Source organism: Aureimonas glaciei (genome assembly GCF_014643375.1).
Classification (GTDB): Bacteria; Pseudomonadota; Alphaproteobacteria; order Rhizobiales; family Rhizobiaceae; genus Plantimonas; species Plantimonas glaciei.
This window is the reverse complement of sequence record NZ_BMJJ01000019.1, coordinates 35,337-56,291: the sequence shown is the minus strand read 5'-3', so window position 1 is coordinate 56,291 and position 20,955 is coordinate 35,337. Positions and strand designations below refer to the sequence as shown.

The 20,955-nt window shown below is 66.7% G+C and carries 21 protein-coding genes and 1 tRNA gene; 8 read left to right on the top strand and 14 right to left on the bottom strand.

The genetic code is table 11. From position 1 onward, the window contains the following. The first annotated feature begins 356 nt into the window (after window positions 1-356). Both IEX88_RS25420 and IEX88_RS25415 read left to right on the top strand, forming a co-directional pair. Window positions 357-1,316: a GGDEF domain-containing protein gene (locus IEX88_RS25420; RefSeq protein WP_188855281.1), complete on the top strand. Its 960-nt coding sequence runs from the start codon at window positions 357-359 to the stop codon at window positions 1,314-1,316. Between the two features lie 83 nt (window positions 1,317-1,399). Beyond that, window positions 1,400-2,101, top strand: a complete 702-nt coding sequence (locus IEX88_RS25415; RefSeq protein WP_188855288.1) for an HAD family hydrolase — start codon at window positions 1,400-1,402, stop codon at window positions 2,099-2,101. A 17-nt stretch (window positions 2,102-2,118) separates the two neighbouring features. Here IEX88_RS25415 and IEX88_RS25410 read toward each other — a convergent pair whose 3' ends face one another. Next, window positions 2,119-3,357 carry an MFS transporter gene (locus IEX88_RS25410; protein WP_188855287.1) on the bottom strand — a complete coding sequence of 413 codons (1,239 nt, stop codon included), beginning with the start codon at window positions 3,355-3,357 and terminating at the stop codon, window positions 2,119-2,121. Between the two features lie 479 nt (window positions 3,358-3,836). Here IEX88_RS25410 and IEX88_RS25405 point away from each other — a divergent pair, with 479 nt between their 5' ends. After that, window positions 3,837-4,091, top strand: a complete 255-nt coding sequence (locus tag IEX88_RS25405) for a hypothetical protein (protein ID WP_188855280.1) — start codon at window positions 3,837-3,839, stop codon at window positions 4,089-4,091. A 128-nt stretch (window positions 4,092-4,219) separates the two neighbouring features. On the opposite strand, the gene IEX88_RS25400 is transcribed toward IEX88_RS25405, so the two are convergent. Then, window positions 4,220-4,295, bottom strand: a tRNA-Ala gene (locus IEX88_RS25400). Window positions 4,296-4,579: 284 nt separating this feature from the next. On the opposite strand from IEX88_RS25400, the gene IEX88_RS25395 reads away from it, so the two are divergent. Further along, window positions 4,580-4,882 (top strand): YggT family protein, encoded by a 303-nt coding sequence (locus IEX88_RS25395; RefSeq protein ID WP_188855279.1) that lies wholly within the window; start codon window positions 4,580-4,582, stop codon window positions 4,880-4,882. After that, a complete protein-coding gene (locus IEX88_RS25390; RefSeq protein ID WP_308423871.1) occupies window positions 4,879-5,214 on the top strand; it encodes a DUF167 family protein in 336 nt (111 codons plus the stop codon). Before IEX88_RS25395 ends, IEX88_RS25390 begins: the two co-directional genes overlap by 4 nt. Before the next feature lie 301 nt (window positions 5,215-5,515). On the opposite strand, the gene IEX88_RS25385 is transcribed toward IEX88_RS25390, so the two are convergent. Continuing rightward, window positions 5,516-7,822, bottom strand: coding sequence for an FdhF/YdeP family oxidoreductase (locus IEX88_RS25385; RefSeq protein ID WP_188855278.1), 2,307 nt, complete (start codon window positions 7,820-7,822; stop codon window positions 5,516-5,518). 74 nt (window positions 7,823-7,896) lie between these two features. Then, window positions 7,897-8,433, bottom strand: a complete 537-nt coding sequence (locus IEX88_RS25380; RefSeq protein WP_188855277.1) for a L,D-transpeptidase family protein — start codon at window positions 8,431-8,433, stop codon at window positions 7,897-7,899. A gap of 107 nt (window positions 8,434-8,540) precedes the next feature. On the opposite strand from IEX88_RS25380, the gene IEX88_RS25375 reads away from it, so the two are divergent. Continuing rightward, the gene (locus IEX88_RS25375) at window positions 8,541-9,224 is read left to right on the top strand and encodes a response regulator transcription factor (RefSeq protein ID WP_188855276.1); all 684 of its coding nucleotides are present in this window, start codon (window positions 8,541-8,543) and stop codon (window positions 9,222-9,224) included. Window positions 9,225-9,942: 718 nt separating this feature from the next. Here the strand turns inward: IEX88_RS25375 and IEX88_RS25370 are convergent. Further along, window positions 9,943-10,956 (bottom strand): LLM class flavin-dependent oxidoreductase, encoded by a 1,014-nt coding sequence (locus IEX88_RS25370; protein WP_188855275.1) that lies wholly within the window; start codon window positions 10,954-10,956, stop codon window positions 9,943-9,945. Between the two features lie 185 nt (window positions 10,957-11,141). Here IEX88_RS25370 and IEX88_RS25365 point away from each other — a divergent pair, with 185 nt between their 5' ends. Beyond that, window positions 11,142-12,923: an L-lactate permease gene (locus tag IEX88_RS25365; protein WP_188855274.1), complete on the top strand. Its 1,782-nt coding sequence runs from the start codon at window positions 11,142-11,144 to the stop codon at window positions 12,921-12,923. Window positions 12,924-13,029: 106 nt separating this feature from the next. Here IEX88_RS25365 and IEX88_RS25360 read toward each other — a convergent pair whose 3' ends face one another. The 3 genes from IEX88_RS25360 to IEX88_RS25350 form a co-directional block, all read right to left on the bottom strand. Continuing rightward, entirely contained in the window at window positions 13,030-13,179 is a 150-nt protein-coding gene (locus IEX88_RS25360) for a lmo0937 family membrane protein (protein WP_188855273.1), read from the bottom strand. Between the two features lie 167 nt (window positions 13,180-13,346). Then, window positions 13,347-14,567 carry an argininosuccinate synthase gene (locus tag IEX88_RS25355; protein WP_188855272.1) on the bottom strand — a complete coding sequence of 407 codons (1,221 nt, stop codon included), beginning with the start codon at window positions 14,565-14,567 and terminating at the stop codon, window positions 13,347-13,349. Window positions 14,568-14,727: 160 nt separating this feature from the next. Beyond that, window positions 14,728-15,600 carry a phosphatase PAP2 family protein gene (locus IEX88_RS25350; RefSeq protein WP_188855271.1) on the bottom strand — a complete coding sequence of 291 codons (873 nt, stop codon included), beginning with the start codon at window positions 15,598-15,600 and terminating at the stop codon, window positions 14,728-14,730. Window positions 15,601-15,899: 299 nt separating this feature from the next. Between IEX88_RS25350 and IEX88_RS25345 the strand changes: the two genes are divergently transcribed. Then, complete coding sequence (locus tag IEX88_RS25345) at window positions 15,900-16,541, top strand: LysE family translocator (protein WP_188855270.1); 642 nt, start codon at window positions 15,900-15,902, stop codon at window positions 16,539-16,541. A 57-nt stretch (window positions 16,542-16,598) separates the two neighbouring features. Here IEX88_RS25345 and IEX88_RS25340 read toward each other — a convergent pair whose 3' ends face one another. The 6 genes from IEX88_RS25340 to IEX88_RS25315 all read right to left on the bottom strand — a co-directional run bounded on the left by IEX88_RS25340 (window position 16,599) and on the right by IEX88_RS25315 (window position 20,848). Then, window positions 16,599-17,255, bottom strand: coding sequence for a glutathione S-transferase family protein (locus IEX88_RS25340; RefSeq protein WP_188855269.1), 657 nt, complete (start codon window positions 17,253-17,255; stop codon window positions 16,599-16,601). A gap of 19 nt (window positions 17,256-17,274) precedes the next feature. Then, window positions 17,275-17,520 carry a BrnA antitoxin family protein gene (locus IEX88_RS25335; protein WP_188855268.1) on the bottom strand — a complete coding sequence of 82 codons (246 nt, stop codon included), beginning with the start codon at window positions 17,518-17,520 and terminating at the stop codon, window positions 17,275-17,277. A gap of 57 nt (window positions 17,521-17,577) precedes the next feature. Next, window positions 17,578-18,036 carry a hypothetical protein gene (locus tag IEX88_RS25330; RefSeq protein ID WP_188855267.1) on the bottom strand — a complete coding sequence of 153 codons (459 nt, stop codon included), beginning with the start codon at window positions 18,034-18,036 and terminating at the stop codon, window positions 17,578-17,580. Between the two features lie 25 nt (window positions 18,037-18,061). Continuing rightward, window positions 18,062-19,231 (bottom strand): dual-specificity RNA methyltransferase RlmN, encoded by a 1,170-nt coding sequence (rlmN, locus tag IEX88_RS25325; RefSeq protein WP_244640500.1) that lies wholly within the window; start codon window positions 19,229-19,231, stop codon window positions 18,062-18,064. A 431-nt stretch (window positions 19,232-19,662) separates the two neighbouring features. Beyond that, a complete protein-coding gene (locus IEX88_RS25320; protein ID WP_188855265.1) occupies window positions 19,663-20,169 on the bottom strand; it encodes an invasion associated locus B family protein in 507 nt (168 codons plus the stop codon). A 298-nt stretch (window positions 20,170-20,467) separates the two neighbouring features. Beyond that, entirely contained in the window at window positions 20,468-20,848 is a 381-nt protein-coding gene (locus IEX88_RS25315) for a YkvA family protein (RefSeq protein WP_188855285.1), read from the bottom strand. Window positions 20,849-20,955: the final 107 nt, after the last annotated feature.

The window sequence follows — 20,955 nt, the reverse complement described above, 5'->3', positions numbered from 1 at the left end:
CGACCGACGCAGACCGGGACCCTTCCAAAGCCGAAGAAGTGTAACCCATCCATCCGGGCAGTTCTGTTACTCATCAATCCGCTGGACAGGCAGCGGGATGAGGGGGCGCGGACGTCCGACCACTCCGCGGCTGCCGCCTTCGGCGCCCCTCATCGCCCTGCCGGGCACTTCTCCCCGGAGGGGAGAAGAAAGCGCGTTGTCGCGGCGGTCGTCCTGTCGCAGCTCAAAGGCGCGCCATGCGCCGATGGGGTGCCGGCTTCCTGTGCTTCGACAGGCTCAGCATGGGGGTTCAGCGCGGTGAGCCGCACCTTTCCCCCGGGACAAGTTTTGAACATGTCTCTCGGCCACAAGAGCGCTTGCCGCGCCCGGACGCCAAGGTTAAGAGCGGGCAAAGCCAAGTGCTTGTCGGTCGTTGGCCGCCGGCCAACAGAGGACATTCAGTGCGTCTTTACTCCATCATGCAAAATCTTAGCTGGCCAAAGAGTTACGTCGGCCGGATTTTCTTGCTCTGTTTTGTCGGCACGCATATCCCTCTGCTCGGCCTTGTCGCTCTGGTATTGCTGAACCACGGAGCGGGGCAACCGGATCTCTACTGGACCCTCGGCGTGGCGCTGGCCGGCACGTTGGTGGCCACGGGGTTCACCTTTTATGCGATGGGCTGCATGCTGCAGCCCGTGGTGAAGACGACGGCGGCGCTCGACCAGTATGTCGGCCATGGCGTGAAACCTGATCTTCCCGTGGTCTACGCCGACGAAGCCGGTCGGTTGATGGCCAGCGTCCAGTCGACGGTGCTGAAACTCGGGTCGGCGATCGAAGAGCTGACGCTGATCTCGATCACCGATCCGCTGACGGGCGCCCGCAACCGGCGCTGGCTGAACGAGATCGGCATCCCGGACTATGAGCGCAGGCGGGCAGGTGGCAGCCCGTTTTCGCTGCTCACCGTCGATCTCGACAACTTCAAGGCGATCAACGACACCCACGGTCACGCCACAGGCGACCAGGTGCTGATGGCCGTTGCCGACGCGATCCTGACATCCACCCGGGCCGGCGACCACGTGGTGCGAACGGGCGGGGACGAGTTCTGCGTTCTCCTGCCCGCAACCGATCGCCAAGGCGTGCGCGACGTCGCCGAGCGCATCCGCTCGTCGATCGCCGGGGCCTCCGAGATCACGAGCCCGGACTATCAGGTGACCATCAGCATCGGCGGCGCCACCGCGCGGGATGCGCAGTGCAGCTTCACCGACCTCTACAGGCAGGCCGACGCCAATCTGTACAAGGCCAAGAACAACGGCCGGGACAACGCCGTCACGGCATGAGGTGCCGCGCTGTCGGCTGAGCAGACGTGCCGCCGCTTTCGGCCCTCTGGACTCCCCGGCAAAAACTCCCGCATCATCCCGGCATGGACGAGAGCCTCACCACCATCGGCTTCGATGCCGACGACACGCTCTGGCAGAGCGAGCAGTTCTACAGACTGACGGAGGATCGATTCGCCGGGCTTTTGGCGGGGCATGGCGACGGGCCGGACATTTCGGCGCGCCTTCTGGCGGCCGAGCGGCGCAATCTCGCGCTCTACGGCTTTGGGGTGAAGGGTTTTACCCTGTCGATGATCGAGACGGCGCTGGAGCTGACGCAGAATGCCGCGCCGGGGGCGCTGATGCGCCAGATTCTCGACATCGGGCGCGAGATGCTCGCCCATCCCGTCGAGACGCTGCCGGGCGTGCTGCCGACGCTGGAGGCTCTCGCGCCGCGGTTCCGGCTCGTTCTCGTCACCAAGGGCGACCTCTTCGACCAGGAGCGCAAGCTCGCCGCCTCCGGCCTCGGCGAGCTGTTCGACGCGGTCGAGATCGTCAGCGACAAGACGCAGGCCGTCTATGAGCGGGTCTTCTCCCGGCACGGCGACGGGCCGGCGCGGGCGATGATGGTCGGCAATTCGCTGAAGTCGGACATCCTGCCGGCGATCGCGGCCGGCAGCACCGGCGTCTTCATCCCGCACGACCTCACCTGGGTGCATGAGCACGCCGAGGCGCCGGAAACCGACCCGCGCTTCTTCCGCCTGGAGCGTTTCGCCGATCTTCTCGGCCTCGTCGACGACCTCGCCTGAGGCGGGTCGCCGCGACGCTAGTCGCGCCCGCGCAGATGCTGGGCCTTGCGCAGATCCGGAAACAGCTTTGCCCAGAGCGCGGCGATGCCCATCGTCGCCATGCCGCCGACCACCACCGCCGGAACCGCCCCGATCCAGAAGGCCATGACGCCGGCACGGAACTCGCCGAGCTCGTTCGAGGCGCCGACGAAGACCATGTTCACGGCGTTCACCCGGCCGCGCACCTCGTCCGGCGTCCAGAGCTGCAGCAGCGTCTCGCGGACATAGACCGAGATCATGTCCGAAGCCCCCATCAGCGCCAGCGCCACGATCGAGAGCCAAGGCCAGGTCGACAGGCCGAAGACGACGGTGAAGGCGCCGAACAAAGCGACGAAGGCGAACATCACCAGGCCGGCATTCTGCCGCACGGGATGGCGGGTGAGGTAGACGACCATGGCGATGGCGCCGATGCCGGGCGCCGCGCGCAGCATGCCGAGGCCCCAGGGGCCGACGTCGAGCACGTCGCGGGCATAGATCGGCATCAAGGCCACGGCGCCGCCGAGCAGCACGGCAAAGAGGTCGAGCGAGATGGCACCGAGCACTACCTTCTCGTGCCAGATGAAGCGGAAGCCGGCGACGACGGTCTCCAGCGTCGCCGGCTCGTTGGCGGCGGCGCGCGGCAGCTTGCGCATCGACAGGACGCAGGCCGCCGAGCCGAGAAACATCAGAAGCGCCACCCAATAGGCGGCATGCGGGGAAAAGCCGTAGAGGAGGCCGCCGGCGACCGGGCCGACGATCGAGGCGATCTGCCAGGCCGAGGAGTTCCAGGCGATCGCCTCCGGCAGTTCCTCGCGCGGCACCAGATTGACCACCAGCGCCTGGCTCGCCGGGCCGAAGAAGGCGCGGGCGATGCCGAAGCCGACGAGGACGGCGAAGACCGGCAGCGGCGAGGAGAGGCCCTCATAGGTCATGGCCAGCAGCACCGCCGCGCCCAGCGCCTCGACGATGATCGACACGCCCATGATCTTGCGGCGGGAATAGCGGTCGGCGACCGAGCCGGTGACGAGCACGAGGAGCAGCGCCGGCAGGAACTGGCAGAGGCCGACGAGGCCGAGATCGAGCGGATCGCGCGTCAGATCGTAGATCTGCCAGCCGACGGAGACGGCGACGATCTGCACCGCGAAGGACGTGCCGAGGCGGGCCAGCCAGTAGCGCAGATACTGGCCGTTGCGGAAGACCGCAAACCGGTCCTCCGACACAGGCTTTTCCGAGGCCACCGGCGCTGCCGGCGTCCCGCTCTCGTCCTCGATGCTCACGGCGCGCTTTCCGGGGGAAGGTGCTTGTTCGCCCGTGGCCTAGCGGGGTTTGAGCGCTTGCGCCAGAGACACCGGGCCACAGCGGCGCGGCATTCGCCGTCCGCCCGCAGCGTTTTCCTGAGGCGCGCGCGAGACCGGTGGGGCGCGCGACGAGATCCCGGCGAATAGCTCGGCGCGATCACCGGACCGTCTGCCCGCTGCAGCCCTCGGGAAGACGCACGAAGAAGCCGTGTTTCGACTGCAACCACAAGGGTTAATGGCCGTTAAGGCTCTGCTCCGACCGCCGGAGGATGACCTCACTCAGGAACCGCGCGAATGATCCTCTCGTCCTCTCCGCGCCGCCGTGCGCCCCACTCGAACCCGACGCCGATCTGGCCGACCCTCGCGACCGCCGCAGCCATGCTGATGGTCGGCGCGATGGTGTTCGTGTAGGTCCCGGGATGAGCGAACAGCATCTGAGCGACAAAGCCATTTCGATCCTCGTCTTCGCCGCCTACCATTCGCTGTCCAGCGGGGAGATGGTCGGAGAAATCGTTCTGGACGACGGGCATGGCCACAAGGCCGATTCCGACGGGCTGGCGGAGCTGGAAGCGGAGGGCCTGATCGAAACTCATGGCGCCCGCGGCCGGCTGACGGACGCCGGATCGGAAGAACTTCAGATCGTCATCGACGCCATACGCGCCTCGCAGACCTGATCGCGACGCCTCTAAGGCAAGGCATTCGGTGCGTTCTACGGGTCCTTGCTGCGCGGCAGACAAGGCAGGGCTTCGACGACGCGATCTTTCAGATCGGCCCGGAAGAATAATCGGTCAAATGAAGTGACTGGTGGAGCTGAGCGGGATCGAACCGCTGACCTCGTCATTGCGAACGACGCGCTCTCCCAACTGAGCTACAGCCCCATTCACCAGTGGGCGGGATTTAGAGGGCGCGGCTGGAACTGTCAAGCGCGGCGGAAGGCGGGGCGAGGAGGCACCGAGCAGGCGACAGGCCTGGGCGGGTGCCGCGTCGCCGCACCGGCGGCTGGCGGGTTCCGAACGCGGACCAGCGGGGGGCCGGGATCTAACGGTCGGGTGGAAAGGCCTGAGTAACCGGATCGACGTGCCGGGCGCCCGGATGCCCGGCCGCTCCTTGCGCCAATGCCGTCCCGCCGTTACATGGAAGCCGATCTCACGAAGGTTTTTCCATGCTGGCTGTCCTGCAAGTCGTCCTCCTCGTCCTCGATATGCTGTGGTGGCTGATCATTCTGTCGGCGATCCTGTCCTGGCTCTACGCCTTCAACATCATCAATCCCGGCAACCAGTTCGTCGATCAGGTCGGGCGCTTCTTCTACCGCGCGACCGAACCGCTCTACCGGCCGATCCGCCGTGTCCTGCCCGACCTCGGCGGCATCGACCTGTCGCCGCTGGTGGTGCTGCTCGGGATCTTCTTCCTGCAGCAGCTGATCCTCATCTACATCGCGCCGGCAGTCGTCCGGGCCGGCATCTGAGCCTGCCCGCCTTCGCCGAGCTTTCCGGCGAGGGACTGACCCTGCGCGTGCGGCTGACGCCGAAATCCTCGGCCGACCGGATCGACGGTGCGGGCCTCGCACCGGATGGGCGGGCGGTGCTGCTCGTCCGCGTCAGGGCGCTTCCCGAAGATGGTGCCGCCAACGCCGCGCTCATCGCGGTGCTGGCCAAGGCGCTGAAGCTGCCGAAATCCAGCCTCGGCCTCGACAGCGGCGGCAAGGGCCGCGTCAAGAGCGTGCGCGCCACGGGCGAGGCGGCGACGCTGCGCGAGGCACTCGAGCGACTGGTAGCGTCACTGCCGTCCGTCGGCTGACAAGGCCGAGTCCGGCGGAAAAGGGTTGGGCGACAAGAGCCGGCGCAAGCCGGATTTTTTGTGCGCCAATGAGGCAGCTGCTTCTTCTCCCCACCGGGGAGAAGTGCCCGGCAGGGCGATGAGGGGTGGCGCGGAGCGGCGACACCGTTTCTGGACAGGTCGCACCCCCTCTTCCGGCCGCTGCGCGGCCACCTTCTCCCCGGAGGGGAGAAGAATGGCGCCCTACGAGCCGATGCCTCCTCGAGTACCCTCAACCCGGCCCACGTAGACGGCTGCACCCCCGGCCAAATCTGTAGGGCCGCTATCGCCGAACGATCTCCACCGGGATCGCCTTCGAGGCCGGTGTATGCGAGCCTTCGGCGTGGTGCCAGAGCGGGACGAGCGGGTTGAGCTCGGGAAAATAGCCGGCGATCGCCCCTTTCGGGATCGAAAAGGCATGCACCCTGAGATCGCAGACGCGGCGGTCGACGCCGTCGTCGGCATGGGTGGCGAGGTCGACGCGGTCGTCGTCCCGCAGGTTCAGCCGCTTCATGTCCTCGGCGTTCATCAGGATCACCATGCGCGTGCCCTGGATGCCGCGCAGTCGGTCGTCATAGCCGTAGACCGTGGTGTTGAACTGGTCGTTGGAGCGGATGGTCATCAGCGACAGGATGTTCTTCCCGTCGACCTCAATGTTTGGATTGACGTCGAAACCGGAGGGCGTGAGGAAATTCGCCTTCTTGTTCTCCGTGTTCCATTCGCGCTTGCAGGCGGCGAGATCGCGGTGGAAACCGCCGGGCTGAAGGAAGCGCGCGTTGAAGTTCGAGAAATCCTTCGGATAGGTGCGCGCGATCTCGTCGCGGACCCTCGAATAGTCGGCGACCCAGAAATCCCAGTCGATATTGGAGCGCCCGGGGATGGTCGCCTTAGCCAGTTCCGCGATGATTTTCGGCTCCGACAGGAGTTCGGGCGAGGCCGGTGGGCTCCAGCCGATCGAGCCGTGGATGCAGGCGGTGGAATCCTCCATCGAGACATGCTGCAGGCCGCTCGCCTGGCGGTCGTCCTCGATGCGGCCGAGGCAGGGCAGGATGTAGGTCACTTCGCCGGGCAGGAGATGGTTGCGGTTCAGCTTGGTCGAGATCTGCACCGATAGCCGCAGTTTCCGCCAGGCCTCTTCCAGCAGCGCCGTCTCGGGCGCGGCTCGGGAGAAATTGCCGCCGAGGGAGACGAAGGCCTTCACCGACCCGTCGATGATCCCCTTGCACGCCTCGACCGTGTCGAGGCCTTTGTGGCGGGGCGGCTCGAAGGCGTAGAATTCGGCCAGCTTGTCGAGCGGCACGAGCTCGGGCTTTTCGGAAATGCCGACCGTGCGCTGGCCCTGGACGTTGGAATGGCCGCGGATCGGCGAGATGCCGGCGCCGGGCTTGCCGATATTGCCGCGCATCAGCAAGAGATTGCACAGCATCTGGACGTTTTCGGTGCCGTGCCGGTGCTGGGTGAGGCCCATGCCGTAATTGGCGATGACCCTTTCGGCGCGGGAATAGAGGCGGCCGACATGCTCGAGGCTGTCGCGGTCGAGGCCCGAGCAACGCTCGATCTCCTCCCAGGACTGGCCACGGACAAAGGCCTCGAAGTCCTCGAAGCCGTGGCCGTGTTCGGCGATGAAGGCGGTGTCGAGAATGCGCGGGCGCCCGTCGGCGATGGCCGCGTCGTCGAGGGCGAGCACGGCCTTGGCGATGCCGGTCATCGCGGCGATGTCGCCACCCGGACGCAGTTGGAAATAGTCGCTCGACATTTTGACGCCGTCGCCCGGCGATAGCATCTCCGCCGGCGACTGCGGATCCTTGAAGCGCATCAGCCCGCGCTCCTGCAGCGGGTTGAAGGTGACCACCGGCACGCCGCGCTGGCGGGCGTCGTGCACCTGGTGCAGCAGGCGCGGCGCGTTGGTGCCGGTGTTGTGGCCGAAGAAGAACAGCATGTCGGCCAGATCGAAATCTTCGATCTGCACCGTGCCGACGGGCGAGCCGATCGATTTCGGCAGGCCGACCGAGGTCGACTCGTGGCACATGTTGGAGGAGTCCGGCAGGTTCGGCGAGCCGTAGATGCGCGAGAACAGCTGCCACATGTAGGAGGCCTCGAGCGAGGCGCGGCCCGAGACGTAGAACACGGCGGAATCGGGATTGAGCGCCTGAAGCTCGGCACCGATCTCGCGAAACGCGTCCTCCCACTTCACCGGGATGTACTGATCGAGCGAGGCGTCGTAGCGCATCGGCGTCGTCAGGCGGCCCTGCTTCTCCAGATCGTGGTCCGTCCAGTGGCGCAATTCGCTGACGCGGTGTTTCGCGAAGAAGGCGCGGTCGCAGCGCTTGCGCGTGACTTCCCAGACGGTGGCCTTGGCGCCGTTCTCGCAGAACTCGGCCAGATGCGGCTCGGCGGGCTTGGCCCATGAGCAGGAGACGCAGGCATAGCCGTCCGCCTTGTTCTGCTTGCGCAGCATCTCGTACATGGTCTCGACCGACAGGCCCTCGGCCAGGGTCTTTTCCATCACCGATTTCAGCGAGCCCCAGCCGCCGGAGGGCTGATCATAGGCCTTGATGACGGGATTGTCGGTGATCTCGCTGCGGTCCATGCAATCCTCCTGTCGGGCCAGCCCGGAAAGTGGGAAGTCGTGACCCAACGTGTCGCTCCGATCGCCGTTCCCTTTCAGCCCGAGACAAGGAGCCGCACGCCGGGGCGCAGGAAGGGTTGCAGGCGCCGCATGTCGGCAGGCGACACAGCGACGCAGCCCTCGGTCGGCCGATAGTCGCCATGGGCGACGTGCAGGAAGATGGCGCTCCCCCCGCCGCGCTGGCGACGGGCGATGTTCCAGTCGAGGACGACCACGACATCATAGAGCCGGTCCTGTCGTTGCAGGGTTTCGGCGCTCGCAGGGAACGGGAAGCGCACGGGTCGGTTGTAAGACGCATGCAGCGGTGCGTCGCACCAGCCGCTACTGGGCCGCGACCAGCGGGCGGGAAGCGCCGGGCAAAGACCAACGAGCCGACCAGATCGGCGAACGGCCTCTAGGAGGGCCATGCTGGCCAGCGGGGTGGCGCCGTCGCCCTCCCGCTTCAAGGCGGTCGTGCCGGAGCGTCCGAGCGCACAGGGGAGGCGCAACGGTCCGGCCTGGAGAATGCCGCGGGAGCGCGAAAGGGGCGAGCGCCGGACGCGGAGCACGACGGAAGATACGGTTTTTTGCATGACAACGCCGAGACTAGACCTATTTCAAACCGTCATAGGCAGCTGTACCTTTAGCCAGCGATGAAAACGAGCCAGTCTGAAATCCAGTCGGGGATCATAGTTCACCCATGAGCGCACGCAGCATTCTGATCGTCGATGACGATGACGACCTGAGGCAGACTCTGGCCGAGCAGCTGTCGCTGCACGAGGAATTCACCGTCCTGCAGGAATCGAGCGCGGCCAAGGGCATCGCCGCGGCGCGGGCCGGGCTGATCGATCTGGTGTGCATGGATGTCGGCCTGCCCGACATGGATGGCCGCGAAGCCGTCAAGGTCTTGCGGAAATCCGGCTTCAAGGCGCCGATCATCATCCTGACCGGCCACGACACCGATTCCGACACCATCCTCGGACTGGAAGCCGGCGCCAACGACTACGTGACGAAGCCGTTCCGCTTCGCCGTGCTGCTCGCCCGCATCCGCGCGCAGCTTCGCCAGCACGAGCAGAGCGAGGACGCCACTTTTCAGGTCGGCCCCTATATCTTCAAGCCGAGCCAGAAGATCCTCGTCGACGATCGCGGCGGCAAGGTGCGGCTGACCGAGAAGGAGACGGCGATCATCCGCTATCTCTACCGCGCCGACCGCAAGGTGATCACCCGCGACATCCTCTTGGAGGAGGTCTGGGGCTACAATTCCGGCGTCACCACCCACACGCTGGAGACGCATGTCTACCGCCTGCGCCAGAAGATCGAGCCCGACCCGTCGAATGCTCGGCTGATCGTGACGGAATCGGGCGGCTACAAGCTGATGCCGTAGGGCGGGTGTCGGGAGTGGAGCCAGAGTGGCCGGCTCCCATCCCTTCGGCCCCATCCGGAAGCCTCCGTCGAGAGTCCACGCGGCAGGGGGAGCGACCCTGCAGGGAAAGAGGCTTCCGGCGGCCGAGTCGCACGCCCTTTCCGGATCGTCATCCCATGGCGATGGCGCTAGGGGTGACGACCACTTTGCTTAGGGACAGGCGCCTCGGCATGGATTTTGGGTCGAGCCTGGAAGGACGAATGTTGGAGGGTGGCAGAACATATCGCCGCCTGCCGAATGCACGGCACCGTCCTCTCCGGATAGTCATCCCGGACTTGATCCGGGACCCATTCCAAATCGCTGAACATGATCGAGGACGGCGCACATTCCCAATCCTGACCCGATTTGGCAGGGACAGCGCCTCGGCATGGGTCCCGGGTCAAGCCCGGGATGACTAATCTGAAAGGGTTGCAAGAAGCTTCGTTGCCTGCCGAATGCCAAGCACCGTCCTCTCCAAATAGTCATCCCGGACTTGATCCGGGACCCATGCCAAATCGCCGAACATGATCGAGGACGGCGGACATTCCCGATCCTGACCCAATGGGGCAGGGGACAGCGCCTCGGCATGGATTCCGGGTCAAGCCCGGGATGACGAAGTCTTTGAAGGTATTGCCAGTTTCTGCAGAGGCGAAGTGCGCCGGCATCAGTGCCGGCGCGTTATCGTGTGAACCGAACCTCCCTACTCCGCCGCGGCCGCCTGCCGCGACCTCAGCCGGCGCATCGCCTCGGCCGCGATCTCGAAGGAGCGCAGGCGTGCCGCCTGATCGTGGATCTGGCCGGTGATGATGATCTCGTCCGGCGTATAGCGGTCGACGAGGGCGGCGATCTCGCGGGCGACCGTCTGCGGCGAGCCGGTGGCGGAGACGGCCAAGGCCTCGTCGACGCCCGCCCGCGTCCGCGGATCGATCACCGCGTCGATGTCGTCGACGGCGCGCGGCAAGGGGCCGGGCTGGCCGGTCCTCAGATTGGCGAAGGCCTGTTCCATCGAGGTGCGGATGCGGCGCCCCTCGGCATCCGTCTCGCCGGCAAAGACGTTCATCGCCAGCATGAAATAGGGCTTTTCCAGATATTCCGAAGGCTGGAAGGTGGCGCGGTAGACCTCGATCGCCTGTTCGAGCGCGGCCGGCGCGAAATGCGAGGCAAAGGCGTAGGGCAGGCCGAGATGGGCGGCGAGCTGGGCGCCGTAGAGGCTGGAACCGAGGATCCAGACCGGCACGTTGGTACCCATGCCAGGAACCGCGCGCACGCGCTGGTTCGGGCCGGCCTCGGCGAAATAGGCCAGAAGCTCCATCACGTCCTGCGGAAAATTGTCCGAGTTGTCGAGGCTGCGGCGCAGCGCCCGTGCGGTATTCATGTCTGTGCCGGGGGCGCGGCCGAGGCCGAGGTCGATTCGGCCGGGATAGAGCGTGGCGAGCGTGCCGAACTGCTCGGCGATGACCAGCGGCGCGTGGTTCGGGAGCATCACGCCGCCCGAGCCGACGCGGATGGTCTTGGTGCCGCCGGCGACGAAACCGATGACGACGGATGTCGCGGCGCTGGCGATGCCGGTCATGTTGTGGTGCTCAGCCAGCCAGAAGCGGTTGTAGCCCAGCGCCTCGGCGTGCTGGGCCAGAGCGAGCGAGTTCGCCAGCGCATCGGCGGCAGTGCCGCCTTCGGGGATGGGCGAGAGATCGAGCACGGAATAGGGGATCATGGCGCTGTCCAATGGCTTCGGTTCCCCTTGAACATGGGTATCATACCGATCGGTTTCCACCCTTGAAGGACGACGGCGACCGCGGCCATGCTCCTAAGCAATTGGTATCATTGCGTCCGAAAAAATTGGCCATGGCCGCCTTGGCTCTCTAGCCTCCCCGCAAAAGACCGTCAGGGAGGATTATTATGCCGCAAGGCCTGCTGTTCGCGTTCGCGCTCATGCCGATCGCCATCGTTTTCGTGCTGCTCGTCGTCCTCCGGCGATCGGCGAAACTGTCGATGACCGTCGCCTATCTGACGACCGTGATCCTTGCGATGGCAGTCTGGGGCCTCGACATCGGCACCGTCGGCGGCGCCACCGTCAACGGCATCGTCACTGCGCTGACGCTCCTGTTCATCATCTTCGGCGCGATCCTTCTGCTTGCGACCGTGCAGGAGAGCGGCGCCATCCGGGCGATTCGCCAAGGCTTTACCGATCTGTCGCCGGACCGGCGAATCCAGGCGATCATCATCGCCTGGCTGTTCGGCTCGATGATCGAGGGCGCCTCGGGCTTCGGCACCCCGGCGGCGGTCGCCGCACCCCTGCTCGTGGCCATCGGCTTTCCCGCCATGGCGGCGGTGCTGGTGACGCTGATCATCCAGTCGACGCCGGTCTCCTTCGGCGCGGTCGGCACGCCGATGCTCGTCGGCGTCACCACCGGCCTTTCCGGCAACGAGGGCGTGCTGACGTCGATCGCGCCGACGACGCTGCCGGAATACATCGTTTCCCTTGCCGTCAACGTCGCCATGGTGCACGCGCTGATCGGCTTCGTGATCCCGCTGATCATGGTCGGCATGCTGACCCGCTTCTTCGGCGAGAGCCGCTCCTTCGCCGAGGGTTTCCGGGTCTGGAAGTTCGCGCTGTTCGCGGGCCTCGCCTTCACCGTGCCCTACTACCTCGTCGCCTGGATCCTCGGCCCGGAATTCCCGTCGCTGCTCGGCGGCCTGATTGGGCTCCTCATCGTCGTGCCGGCGGCAAGGCGCGGTTTTCTCGTGCCCAAAGACCGGTTCGAGTTTCCGGCCCGCGCCGGCTGGAACGCGCATTGGTTCGGCACGCTGAAGCCGGCGGATGCGGCGGAGCTCGCGGCGTCGCCCGGCGCCAACATCTCGCTGATGCGGGCGTGGTCGCCCTATCTGATCGTCGCCGTGCTTCTGGTGGCGACGCGGGTGATCCCGCCGCTGAAGGCGGCGCTGACCTCGCCCGAGGCGACGCTCGCCTTCGACGACCTCTTCGGCTCCGGCATCAGGGCGAGCGCTCAGCTGCTCTACTCGCCCGGCATCATCCTGATCCTCGCCTCGGCCATCTCCTTCTTCCTGTTCAGGATGAGCGGCAAGGCCTATGGCCGGGCCTGGGCGGGATCGGCGAGGACCATGGTCGCGGCGGCCCCGGCGCTGCTTTTGGCGGTGCCGATGGTGCAGGTGTTCCTCAACACCGGCCGCGGCCCGCTGGAATCCATGCCGCTGGTGCTGGCGGAAAGCGTCGCCGGCGTCACCGGCCAGGCCTGGCCGCTGTTCGCGCCGCTGATCGGGGCGCTCGGCGCCTTCATCGCCGGATCGAACACGGTGTCGAACATGATGTTCTCGCTGTTCCAGTTCTCGGCAGCCGAGCAGATCGGCCTCGCCGGTCTCGGCACCATCCTCGTCGTCGCGTTGCAGGCGGTCGGCGGGGCGGCCGGCAACATGATCTGCGTGCACAACGTGGTGGCCGCCTCCGCCGTGGTCGGGCTGACCGACCGCGAGGGCGAGATCATCCGCATGACGCTGATTCCGATGGCCTACTACACGCTGCAGGCCGGCCTCATCGGCATGGCGCTGATCTATGGCGGGGTCTGGGGTTTTCTGGCGCTCGGCTGGCTGGCCGTGGTGCTGGTGGCGATGTCCTACAACAAAGGCCGCCCGAAACACCTGGCGGCCGTGCCGGCGGAGTAGGACCGGCTCCGACAACATGACAGCAAAAGGCCCGGGCGATCCTCTCGCCCGGGCCTTTTGCATGAGATGAAACCGGCCGGTGCCGACCCTTTTCGAAAATGCTGCGTCAGAGGACCCTGCGGCCGCGGACGAGCTGAACGACGATCACGATGAGGGCGATGACCAGAAGGAGATGGATCAGTCCGCCCGCGACGTGAAACACGAAACCGCCGAGCAGCCAGGCCACCACCAGAATTACCGCAATCGTCCACAACATGATCTGTTCTCCTGAGCTGGCAGTCCCGCGGGCCGCCTTGAGACCACAACGGGCCGGACCGGGGGGCGTTCCCTGCCGTGTGGCGAAACTGTGTTGTGGTTAAGCTTTCGTGACTGCGGGACCGCGCCGCCGTTTGGCGACCGGCGCGGTCCCGGGCCGCTGGCCGCCTACAGGCGGTCGCGCTTGGCCAGCGTGCGCAGGCGCAGGGCGTTTAGCTTGATGAAGCCGGCGGCGTCCTTCTGGTCGTAGGCGCCGTGATCGTCCTCGAAGGTGACGAGCGCGTCCGAATAGAGCGACTTCGGGCTGGCGCGGCCGGCGACGATGACATTGCCCTTGTAGAGCTTCAGCCGGACCGTGCCTTCGACGTGCTCCTGGCTCTTGTCGATCAGCGCCTGCAGCATCTCGCGCTCCGGCGAGAACCAGAAGCCGTTGTAGATCAGCTCGGCGTAGCGCGGCATCAGCTCGTCCTTGAGGTGCGCGGCACCGCGGTCGAGCGTGAGCGACTCCATCGCGCGGTGCGCGGCGAGCAGGATCGTGCCGCCGGGGGTCTCGTAGACGCCGCGCGACTTCATGCCGACAAAACGGTTCTCGACGAGATCGAGCCGTCCGATGCCGTTGTCGCGGCCGAGATCGTTGAGCGCGGCGAGGATTTCGTGCGCGCGCAGCGCCTTGCCGTTCAGCGAGACGGCATCGCCGCGTTCGAAACCAATCTCGATTTCGGTGGTGGCGTCGGGCGCTTCCTGCGGGCTGACCGAGCGCTGGTAGACATAGGCCGGCGCGTCCTCGGCCGGGTCTTCGAGCACCTTGCCCTCGGAGGAGGAGTGCAGGAGGTTGGCGTCGACCGAGAAGGGCGCCTCGCCGCGCTTGTCCTTGGCGACGGGGATCTGGTGCTTTTCGGCGAAGTCGAGGAGGTCGGTGCGGCTCTTGAACTCCCATTCGCGCCAGGGCGCGATGATCTTGATGTCGGGGTTCAGCGCATAGGCGGAGAGCTCGAAGCGGACCTGGTCGTTGCCCTTGCCGGTGGCGCCGTGCGCGATGGCGTCGGCGCCGGTCTCGCGCGCGATCTCGACGAGGCGCTTGGAGATCAGCGGCCGGGCGATCGAGGTGCCGAGGAGATAGACGCCCTCATAGGCGGCGTTCGCCCGGAACATCGGGAAGACGAAGTCGCGGCAGAATTCCTCGCGCACGTCCTCGACGTAGATTTCCTTGATGCCGAGCATCTCGGCCTTCTTGCGCGCCGGCTCGAGCTCTTCGCCCTGGCCGAGATCGGCGGTGAAGGTCACCACTTCCGCGCCGTATTCGGTCTGCAGCCATTTCAGGATGATCGAGGTGTCGAGGCCGCCGGAATAGGCGAGAACGACTTTCTTCACGTCGCGATGGTTTGCCATGCTGTTGTCCCACGAGAGTGCGCTGCGGGCTCTATAGCAAGAGATGGCCGGGAAGAAACCCGCGCGCGGCTTGCGGGACGCCGAACGTCGCGATTCTGGCCAGCGCCAAGCGGCCAAAACAGCGTGGAGAGCGTGCGATCTGCGAGGGCCGCGTCAGAGTCTAGGGCGATGCTGTGCGACGGCCGAGGCGGCCGAGGCAGGCCGTGACGAACTGTCGGGCGGTGGCGCCGGTGCCGGCGACACTTCGGTCGATCGACGCTGCGGCGGTGGCGAAGAAGGGCCAGATCAGCAGCATCGCAATGGCGACGATCAGCCAGGAGAGCACCACGTCGGAGAGGAAGTGGCCGCCGAAGGCGATCCGGTTCAGCGAGAAGGCGGCCGCCGGCAGCGCGAGCGCGGCCAGCACGAGCGGCCGCCAGGATCGGGTGACGATCAGCCCGACCGCCAGCAGGGCCGCGGCCGATGCCGCCTCGCCGGAGGTGAAGGAGCAGTTGCCGTCGCAGCCGCCCGGGAATTGCCAGGGTCCGGAGAAGGCGAGGCTGCCGCCGAATTCGGTGATCTCCCGCGGACGCGCCCGTCCGAACAGATTCTTCAGGACGAGATTGACGACGATCCCCGGCCCCACGGCATAGACGGCGAGCAGGAACAGCGCCTTGTACGGGCGGATCAGCCAGCGCGTCGGCCAGTCCGCGGCGGCGCCGAGAAGGCTGAGCGCTGCCAAAGCGAGGAGGGCGAGAGTGAGACCCTGGTTGAGCTGGCGGACGAGGTTGAGGGTGGGGCTCGCCTGCAGGGGAAATCCGCCTTGCGTGCCCGCGAACCAGCCGGCGACGGCGAGGTCGATGCCGGGGACCGCCATGAAGACGAAGCTCAGGGCGAACAGGATCTGCACCAGCAGGGCTACCGGCGCGGTCTCCGCCCGGTCCGCGACCCCGGCCATGCCTCGGCACAGGCCGGCGTGTCCCTTGGCCAGGCTCGCCAAAACCGTCCGGCCGATGCGCCCCGCGAGCGTGTCGCGCTTGGCCTGTCCCGTCATGGCGTCCCTCCCCAGTCTGCCGCAGGAGAGGTTTGCGGCCTGCACATGACCCGGAGATGATCGGCAGGTCACGTTTGGATGACATTGGCAAAGGGGCAGCCGAGTTCGGCCGGCGAGGGGCCGAGCCGCGACGGACGGCCGACGGGACGCCCCGTTCCGGCCCGAGCGCCGGGGTGGCCGGCGTGCGCCCGAAAACGCTCCGCGGGGCAGCTCTGTCCACCGGGCGCTGCAAGAATCGATGTCGATCTTCGGGCGGACGCGGTAGGGGATGCCGAACGCCCCTTTCAGGAAGCGACAGCATGGATTTCATTCCCGGTCTCGGGCCGCTCCTCGCCTTCACCCTCGCCGCCTTCGTGCTGACGATCACGCCGGGGCCGGACATGACGCTGTTCCTGGGGCGCACGCTCTCGGCCGGGCGCATGGCCGGCATCGCCGCCATGCTCGGCGCCTCCAGCGGCATCCTGGTGCACACGATGTTCGCCGCCTATGGCCTGTCGGCCCTGGTCGCGGCCTCGCCGGAGGCCTTTGGCATCCTGAAAGTCGCCGGAGCCGGCTATCTGCTCTATCTCGCGGTCCAGGCGATCCGGAGCGGATCGTCGCTGCAGCTGGAAGCGGTGGTCCTGCAGCCGCGCTCGCTCCTCTCGCACTGGCTGACGGGGCTCGGCATCAACCTTCTGAACCCCAAGATCATCCTGTTCTTCGTCACCTTCCTGCCGAGCTTCGTGTCGGCCGGCGATCCGCATGCGGCGGGAAAGCTGTTCTTTTTCGGCATCTACTTCATCGCGCTGTCGCTGCCGATGTGCCTCGCTCTGATCCTTCTGGCCGACCGTTTCGCCGCGGCGATGCGGCGGCGCCCGAAGATCATGCGCGGCATCGACTGGCTGTTCGCCTCGGTCTTCTCCGCCTTCGCCATCAAGATCCTGCTGACGCCGGGGCGCTGAAGCTGAGCGAAAACGGTCCGCGATCTCCCAGACTATCCGGCGCGGTAAGCGATGGCGTCAGGCATAGGCGTAGGGGCCGCCGACCGCGAGCGCCTTCTGATAGGCCGGCCGGGCATGGATCCTCTCCAGGAAAGCGCGGCAGTTCGGCCGGGCGTCGAAACCGACGCGGGTGCGGGCCGTCTCCAGCGGAAAGCTCATCATGATGTCGGCGGCCGTGATCTCGGGACCGGCGAACCAGCCCGTCTCCGCCAGCGCCTGTTCCCAGTAGTCGGCATGGAGCTGCAGCTGCGGCTCCAGGAAGACGCGGTCGAGCTTGGCGAAAACCGGCCGCATCAGGGGACGCAGCAGTTTCGGCATGCCGCCGGGCAGGCGCGAGAAGACGAGCTTCATCACCAGCGGCGGCATCGCCGAGCCCTCGGCATAATGCAGGAAATGCCGGTACTGCCAGCGCGCCGCGCCTTCCGCCGCCGGACCGAAACGGCCCGTGGTCTCGGTCAGGTAGTCGACGATGGCGCCGGTCTCGGCGAGGGTCAGCGCGCCATCGGTGATGACCGGCGCCTTGCCGAGCGGGTGGACGGCGCGCAGCGAGGCGGGCGCCTGCATCGTCTTGGGGTCGCGCTGGTGGCGCTGGATCTCATAGGCGAGGCCGAGCTCCTCCAGGAGCCAGAGGATGCGCTGCGAGCGGCTGTTGTTCAGATGGTGGAGGGTGATCATCGCGGGGCGGCGCTGCCGCCTACTTTCCGGCGGCCTGGCGCAGGGCCTGGTTGATGCGGTCCTGCCAGCCCGGCCCGTCGGCCTGGAAATGCTGCAGCACGTCCGCATCGATGCGCAGCGAGACGAGTTCGCGCGCGCCCGGCACCGGCATCACGAGCGTGCGCTCGTCGATGCGCTCGGGCTTCTTGGTCACCTGCTTGAAGGCGGCTTCCGCGGCGCTGCGCGCATCGGTCGGTCGCCGTGTTCTCTCTGGCGGTCGCGCCATGTCGGTACCTCGTGTGATGGGATGCACCGTGCTTCTAGCATGGTGAAAGCGGCCTGTTCAGGCCTTGGGCGGGGATTCCACCGTTTCGATCGGACGGGCCTTGCGGGCGCGCCAGAGGCCGGCGCCGCGGCCGGCCACGATCCAGTAGACCAGAGCGAAGGTGAGGCCGGCGACGATCATCGCGGTCTGGACGCTGGCATGCGGCTGGGCGCTGACATAGGCGGTGCGGATGACGGCAAAACCGCCAGCGATGCCGGCCGCCATGTGCAGCAGCACCGAGCGCCAGCCGAGGCTTTCGGTCAGCACCATGAACACCGCCCAGGGCACGAGCGCGGTCGAGCCGACCTGGGCGCTCTGCGCGACGAGGCCGAGAACCGCCTGCAGCCAGAACAGCGGATCGCCGGTCGCCGCGCCGGTGGTGTCGATGAACGGCCAGAGCAAAGCGAAGGCCGCAGCAAAGCAGGCGAGGACGAAGCCGAGCGGAATGACGATCAGAAAGCGCAGGACGGCGATCATCGGGAACCTGAAGCCGGGCGCCGCGTCACGGGGTGGCCGCTGCCCGCTCGGTCTTGCGCATGCGCTCGCTCTCCGACTTCAGCTGGCCGCAGGCGGCGAAGATGTCGCGGCCGCGCGGCGTGCGGATCGGCGAGGCGTAGCCGGCCTGGTTCACCACCTCGGCAAAGCGCTCGATCTGGTCCCAGTCGGAGCATTCGTAGGCGCTGCCCGGCCAGGGATTGAACGGGATGAGGTTGATCTTGGCGGGGATGCCTTGGAGCAGGCGCACCAGCTCGCGCGCATCGGCGAGGCTGTCGTTGACGTCCTTCAGCATCACATATTCGAAGGTGATGCGGCGGGCATTGGAGACGCCGGGGTAGGTGCGGCAGGCCTCGAGAAGCTGCGCCAGCGGGTACTTCTTGTTGATCGGCACCAGCACGTCGCGCAGCTCGTCGCGGACGGCGTGCAGCGAGATGGCGAGGCCGACGCCCATGTCCTCGCCAGTCGGCGCGATCATCGGCACGACGCCCGAGGTGGACAGCGTGATCCGGCGCTTCGACAGCGCCAAGCCCTCGCCGTCGGAGACGACGGACAAAGCCTTGCGGACATTGTCGAAATTGTAGAGCGGCTCGCCCATGCCCATCATCACCACATTGGAGACGAGGCGGCCTTCCGAGGGCAGGATGCCGCCTTCCGGCGTGTCGGCATCGGGAAAGTCGCCGAGCCGGTCGCGCGCGACCATCACCTGGCCGACGATCTCGTCCGGCGTCAGGTTGCGCACCAGGCGCTGCGTGCCGGTGTGGCAGAAGGTGCAGGTGAGGGTGCAGCCGACCTGGCTGGAGACGCAGAGCGTGCCGCGACCTTCCTCGGGAATGTAGACGGTCTCGATCTCGACCGGCTTACCGGCGCCGCGGGCGGGAAAGCGGAACAGCCATTTGCGCGTGCCGTCGACGGAAATCTGCTCGTCGACGATTTCCGGCCGGGCGATGTCGGCGGTCTCGGACAGTTTTTGCCGGAGGTCGCGCGAGATGTTGGCCATCTTGGCGAAATCGTCGACGCCGCGGACATAGAGCCAGTGCCAGAGCTGCGCGGTGCGCATGCGGATCTGCTTGGCCGGCACGCCGGCCAGCGCGAGGACGCCGCCGAGCTCCTCGCGCGTCATACCGATCACATGCGGGCGCTCAGGTGTGGGCGACACGATCGCGGGCCTGACCATGGCGAGCGGCACCAGGGCATCGCCGGCAGGGCCGGCCGCCTTCGGGGCGAGGTCGATGGAAACGGCCATGGGTTTGCCTTCAGGCGGACCGCGCCCCCCGGGGGGCGAGCGCCGCAAAATATCTCTGGATCGCCTTCAAATGACCTGTCGCGGGGATTTTCGCAAGGCCAGGGCCCGAATCAGCCGAAGACCGGGTCTGCCGATCCCGTCGGACAAGGGCGACCTTGCCGCCTTTCGCCCGGTTTTCCGTTCATCGAGGCGAGGCTGCCACGCGCCGCCAAGAGAGCATGGTTCGGGGAAAAGGCCGGCGCCCTCCAGCGGGCGCCGTGATCAATGTGGCGCACGGCGCCGTGCGCGCGCGACGCCAAAGCGCCCCGCATGGGGCCCGGCCCGCGGCCGTCGGATCCGCGGCGCCGGCTGGCGTCAGGCCATCACTTGCAGTTGTTGATCGACGCGAGCGCCGCCGTCACACCGGCCAGCGAATAGGTGTATTGCGTCGCGGTGCCGCGCTGCGACTTGGCGTCGACCTTCATGGCCTGGCCCTTGCGCAGGGAATCGACCAGCTGCGGCTCTTCGGCGGCGTTTTCCATCCAGGCGGATTCGCCACGGGTGAAGAGCGTGTACTTCTTGCCGTCGACGTCGACGGTGACTTTCGAGCCTTCCTGCATCTTGTAGCCCATCACCACCTGCGGCTCGTAGGAGACGCCCTGGCCGGGCTTCTGCGAGATCAGGAAAAAGATGTCGCCGTGATCGACGCTGCTGGGCAGCATCGCAGTGGGCGTCGACAGGATGTAGCAGACCTTGCCGCCGGACGAGGAATAGGAATAGCTGCCCCATGCGTCGAACTGCTTGATCCGGGTCGGCGTCTGGGCCGTGGCTGCCGCGCTCGACAGTACCAGAATGGCCGCAGCCGTGGTCAGGACGTTCTTCAAAGACATGGTTCCCCGCTGTTCAGATTGTCGCTTGAGGCTCGGCGTCCGGCCGGAATGCGGACGCGACTTGCGTTCATTTAGACTTAAAAGGTGTTGATGTCTGGTAAACGTATGCTGAACGAAGCGCGTGAGGCCGGAACCGGAAATCCTGTCGATCCGCCGGGCGGCGGAGCCTGGAGGACAGGGCGCGACGCACGCCCGGTCTCTCTCGACCCCCGGCGAATGAGCGAAAAACCTTGGCGAGAGTTTGTCGAAGTGGCGGCGGATGCGCACGGGGCGCCTCTAGCCTGTCTGCCGGCGACGATCACGCCGGCTTATGGGTCTCGCCGAGGGCCTCGTTCGCCCTGACATAGTGCTCCGGCTTGATGTTGTGGCGCACGGCACCGAACGCGGCCCAGAGAACCGCGATGTCGTCGGTGAAGCCGAGGCCGAACAGGAAGTCGGGCACGATGTCGATCGGCAGCACGAAATAGGCGAGCGCGGCCAGAAGGATGCCTTTGCTCGCCCTCGGCGTCTCGGGATCGAGCGCGCAGTAGTAGGAGGCCACGACATCCCGCGCGAAGGGGATGTGGCGCGCGGCCCGGCGCAGCGTGTCGAAGAAGGAGAAGCGCACCCGCTCTTCCTGTTCCGCCTGCCGCTCGAGCGATGCCGGCGCCAGAATTTCCGCGATCTTGGCCTTGTCCATGCTCATCTTTTTCGTCTCCCGCGATGCCATCCATCAGATGGCGCTGTTCGCGGCGCGTGCAAGATGGGCCCAAACCCCGCCCTTATCCTCGACCGTCGCCCAGGTCA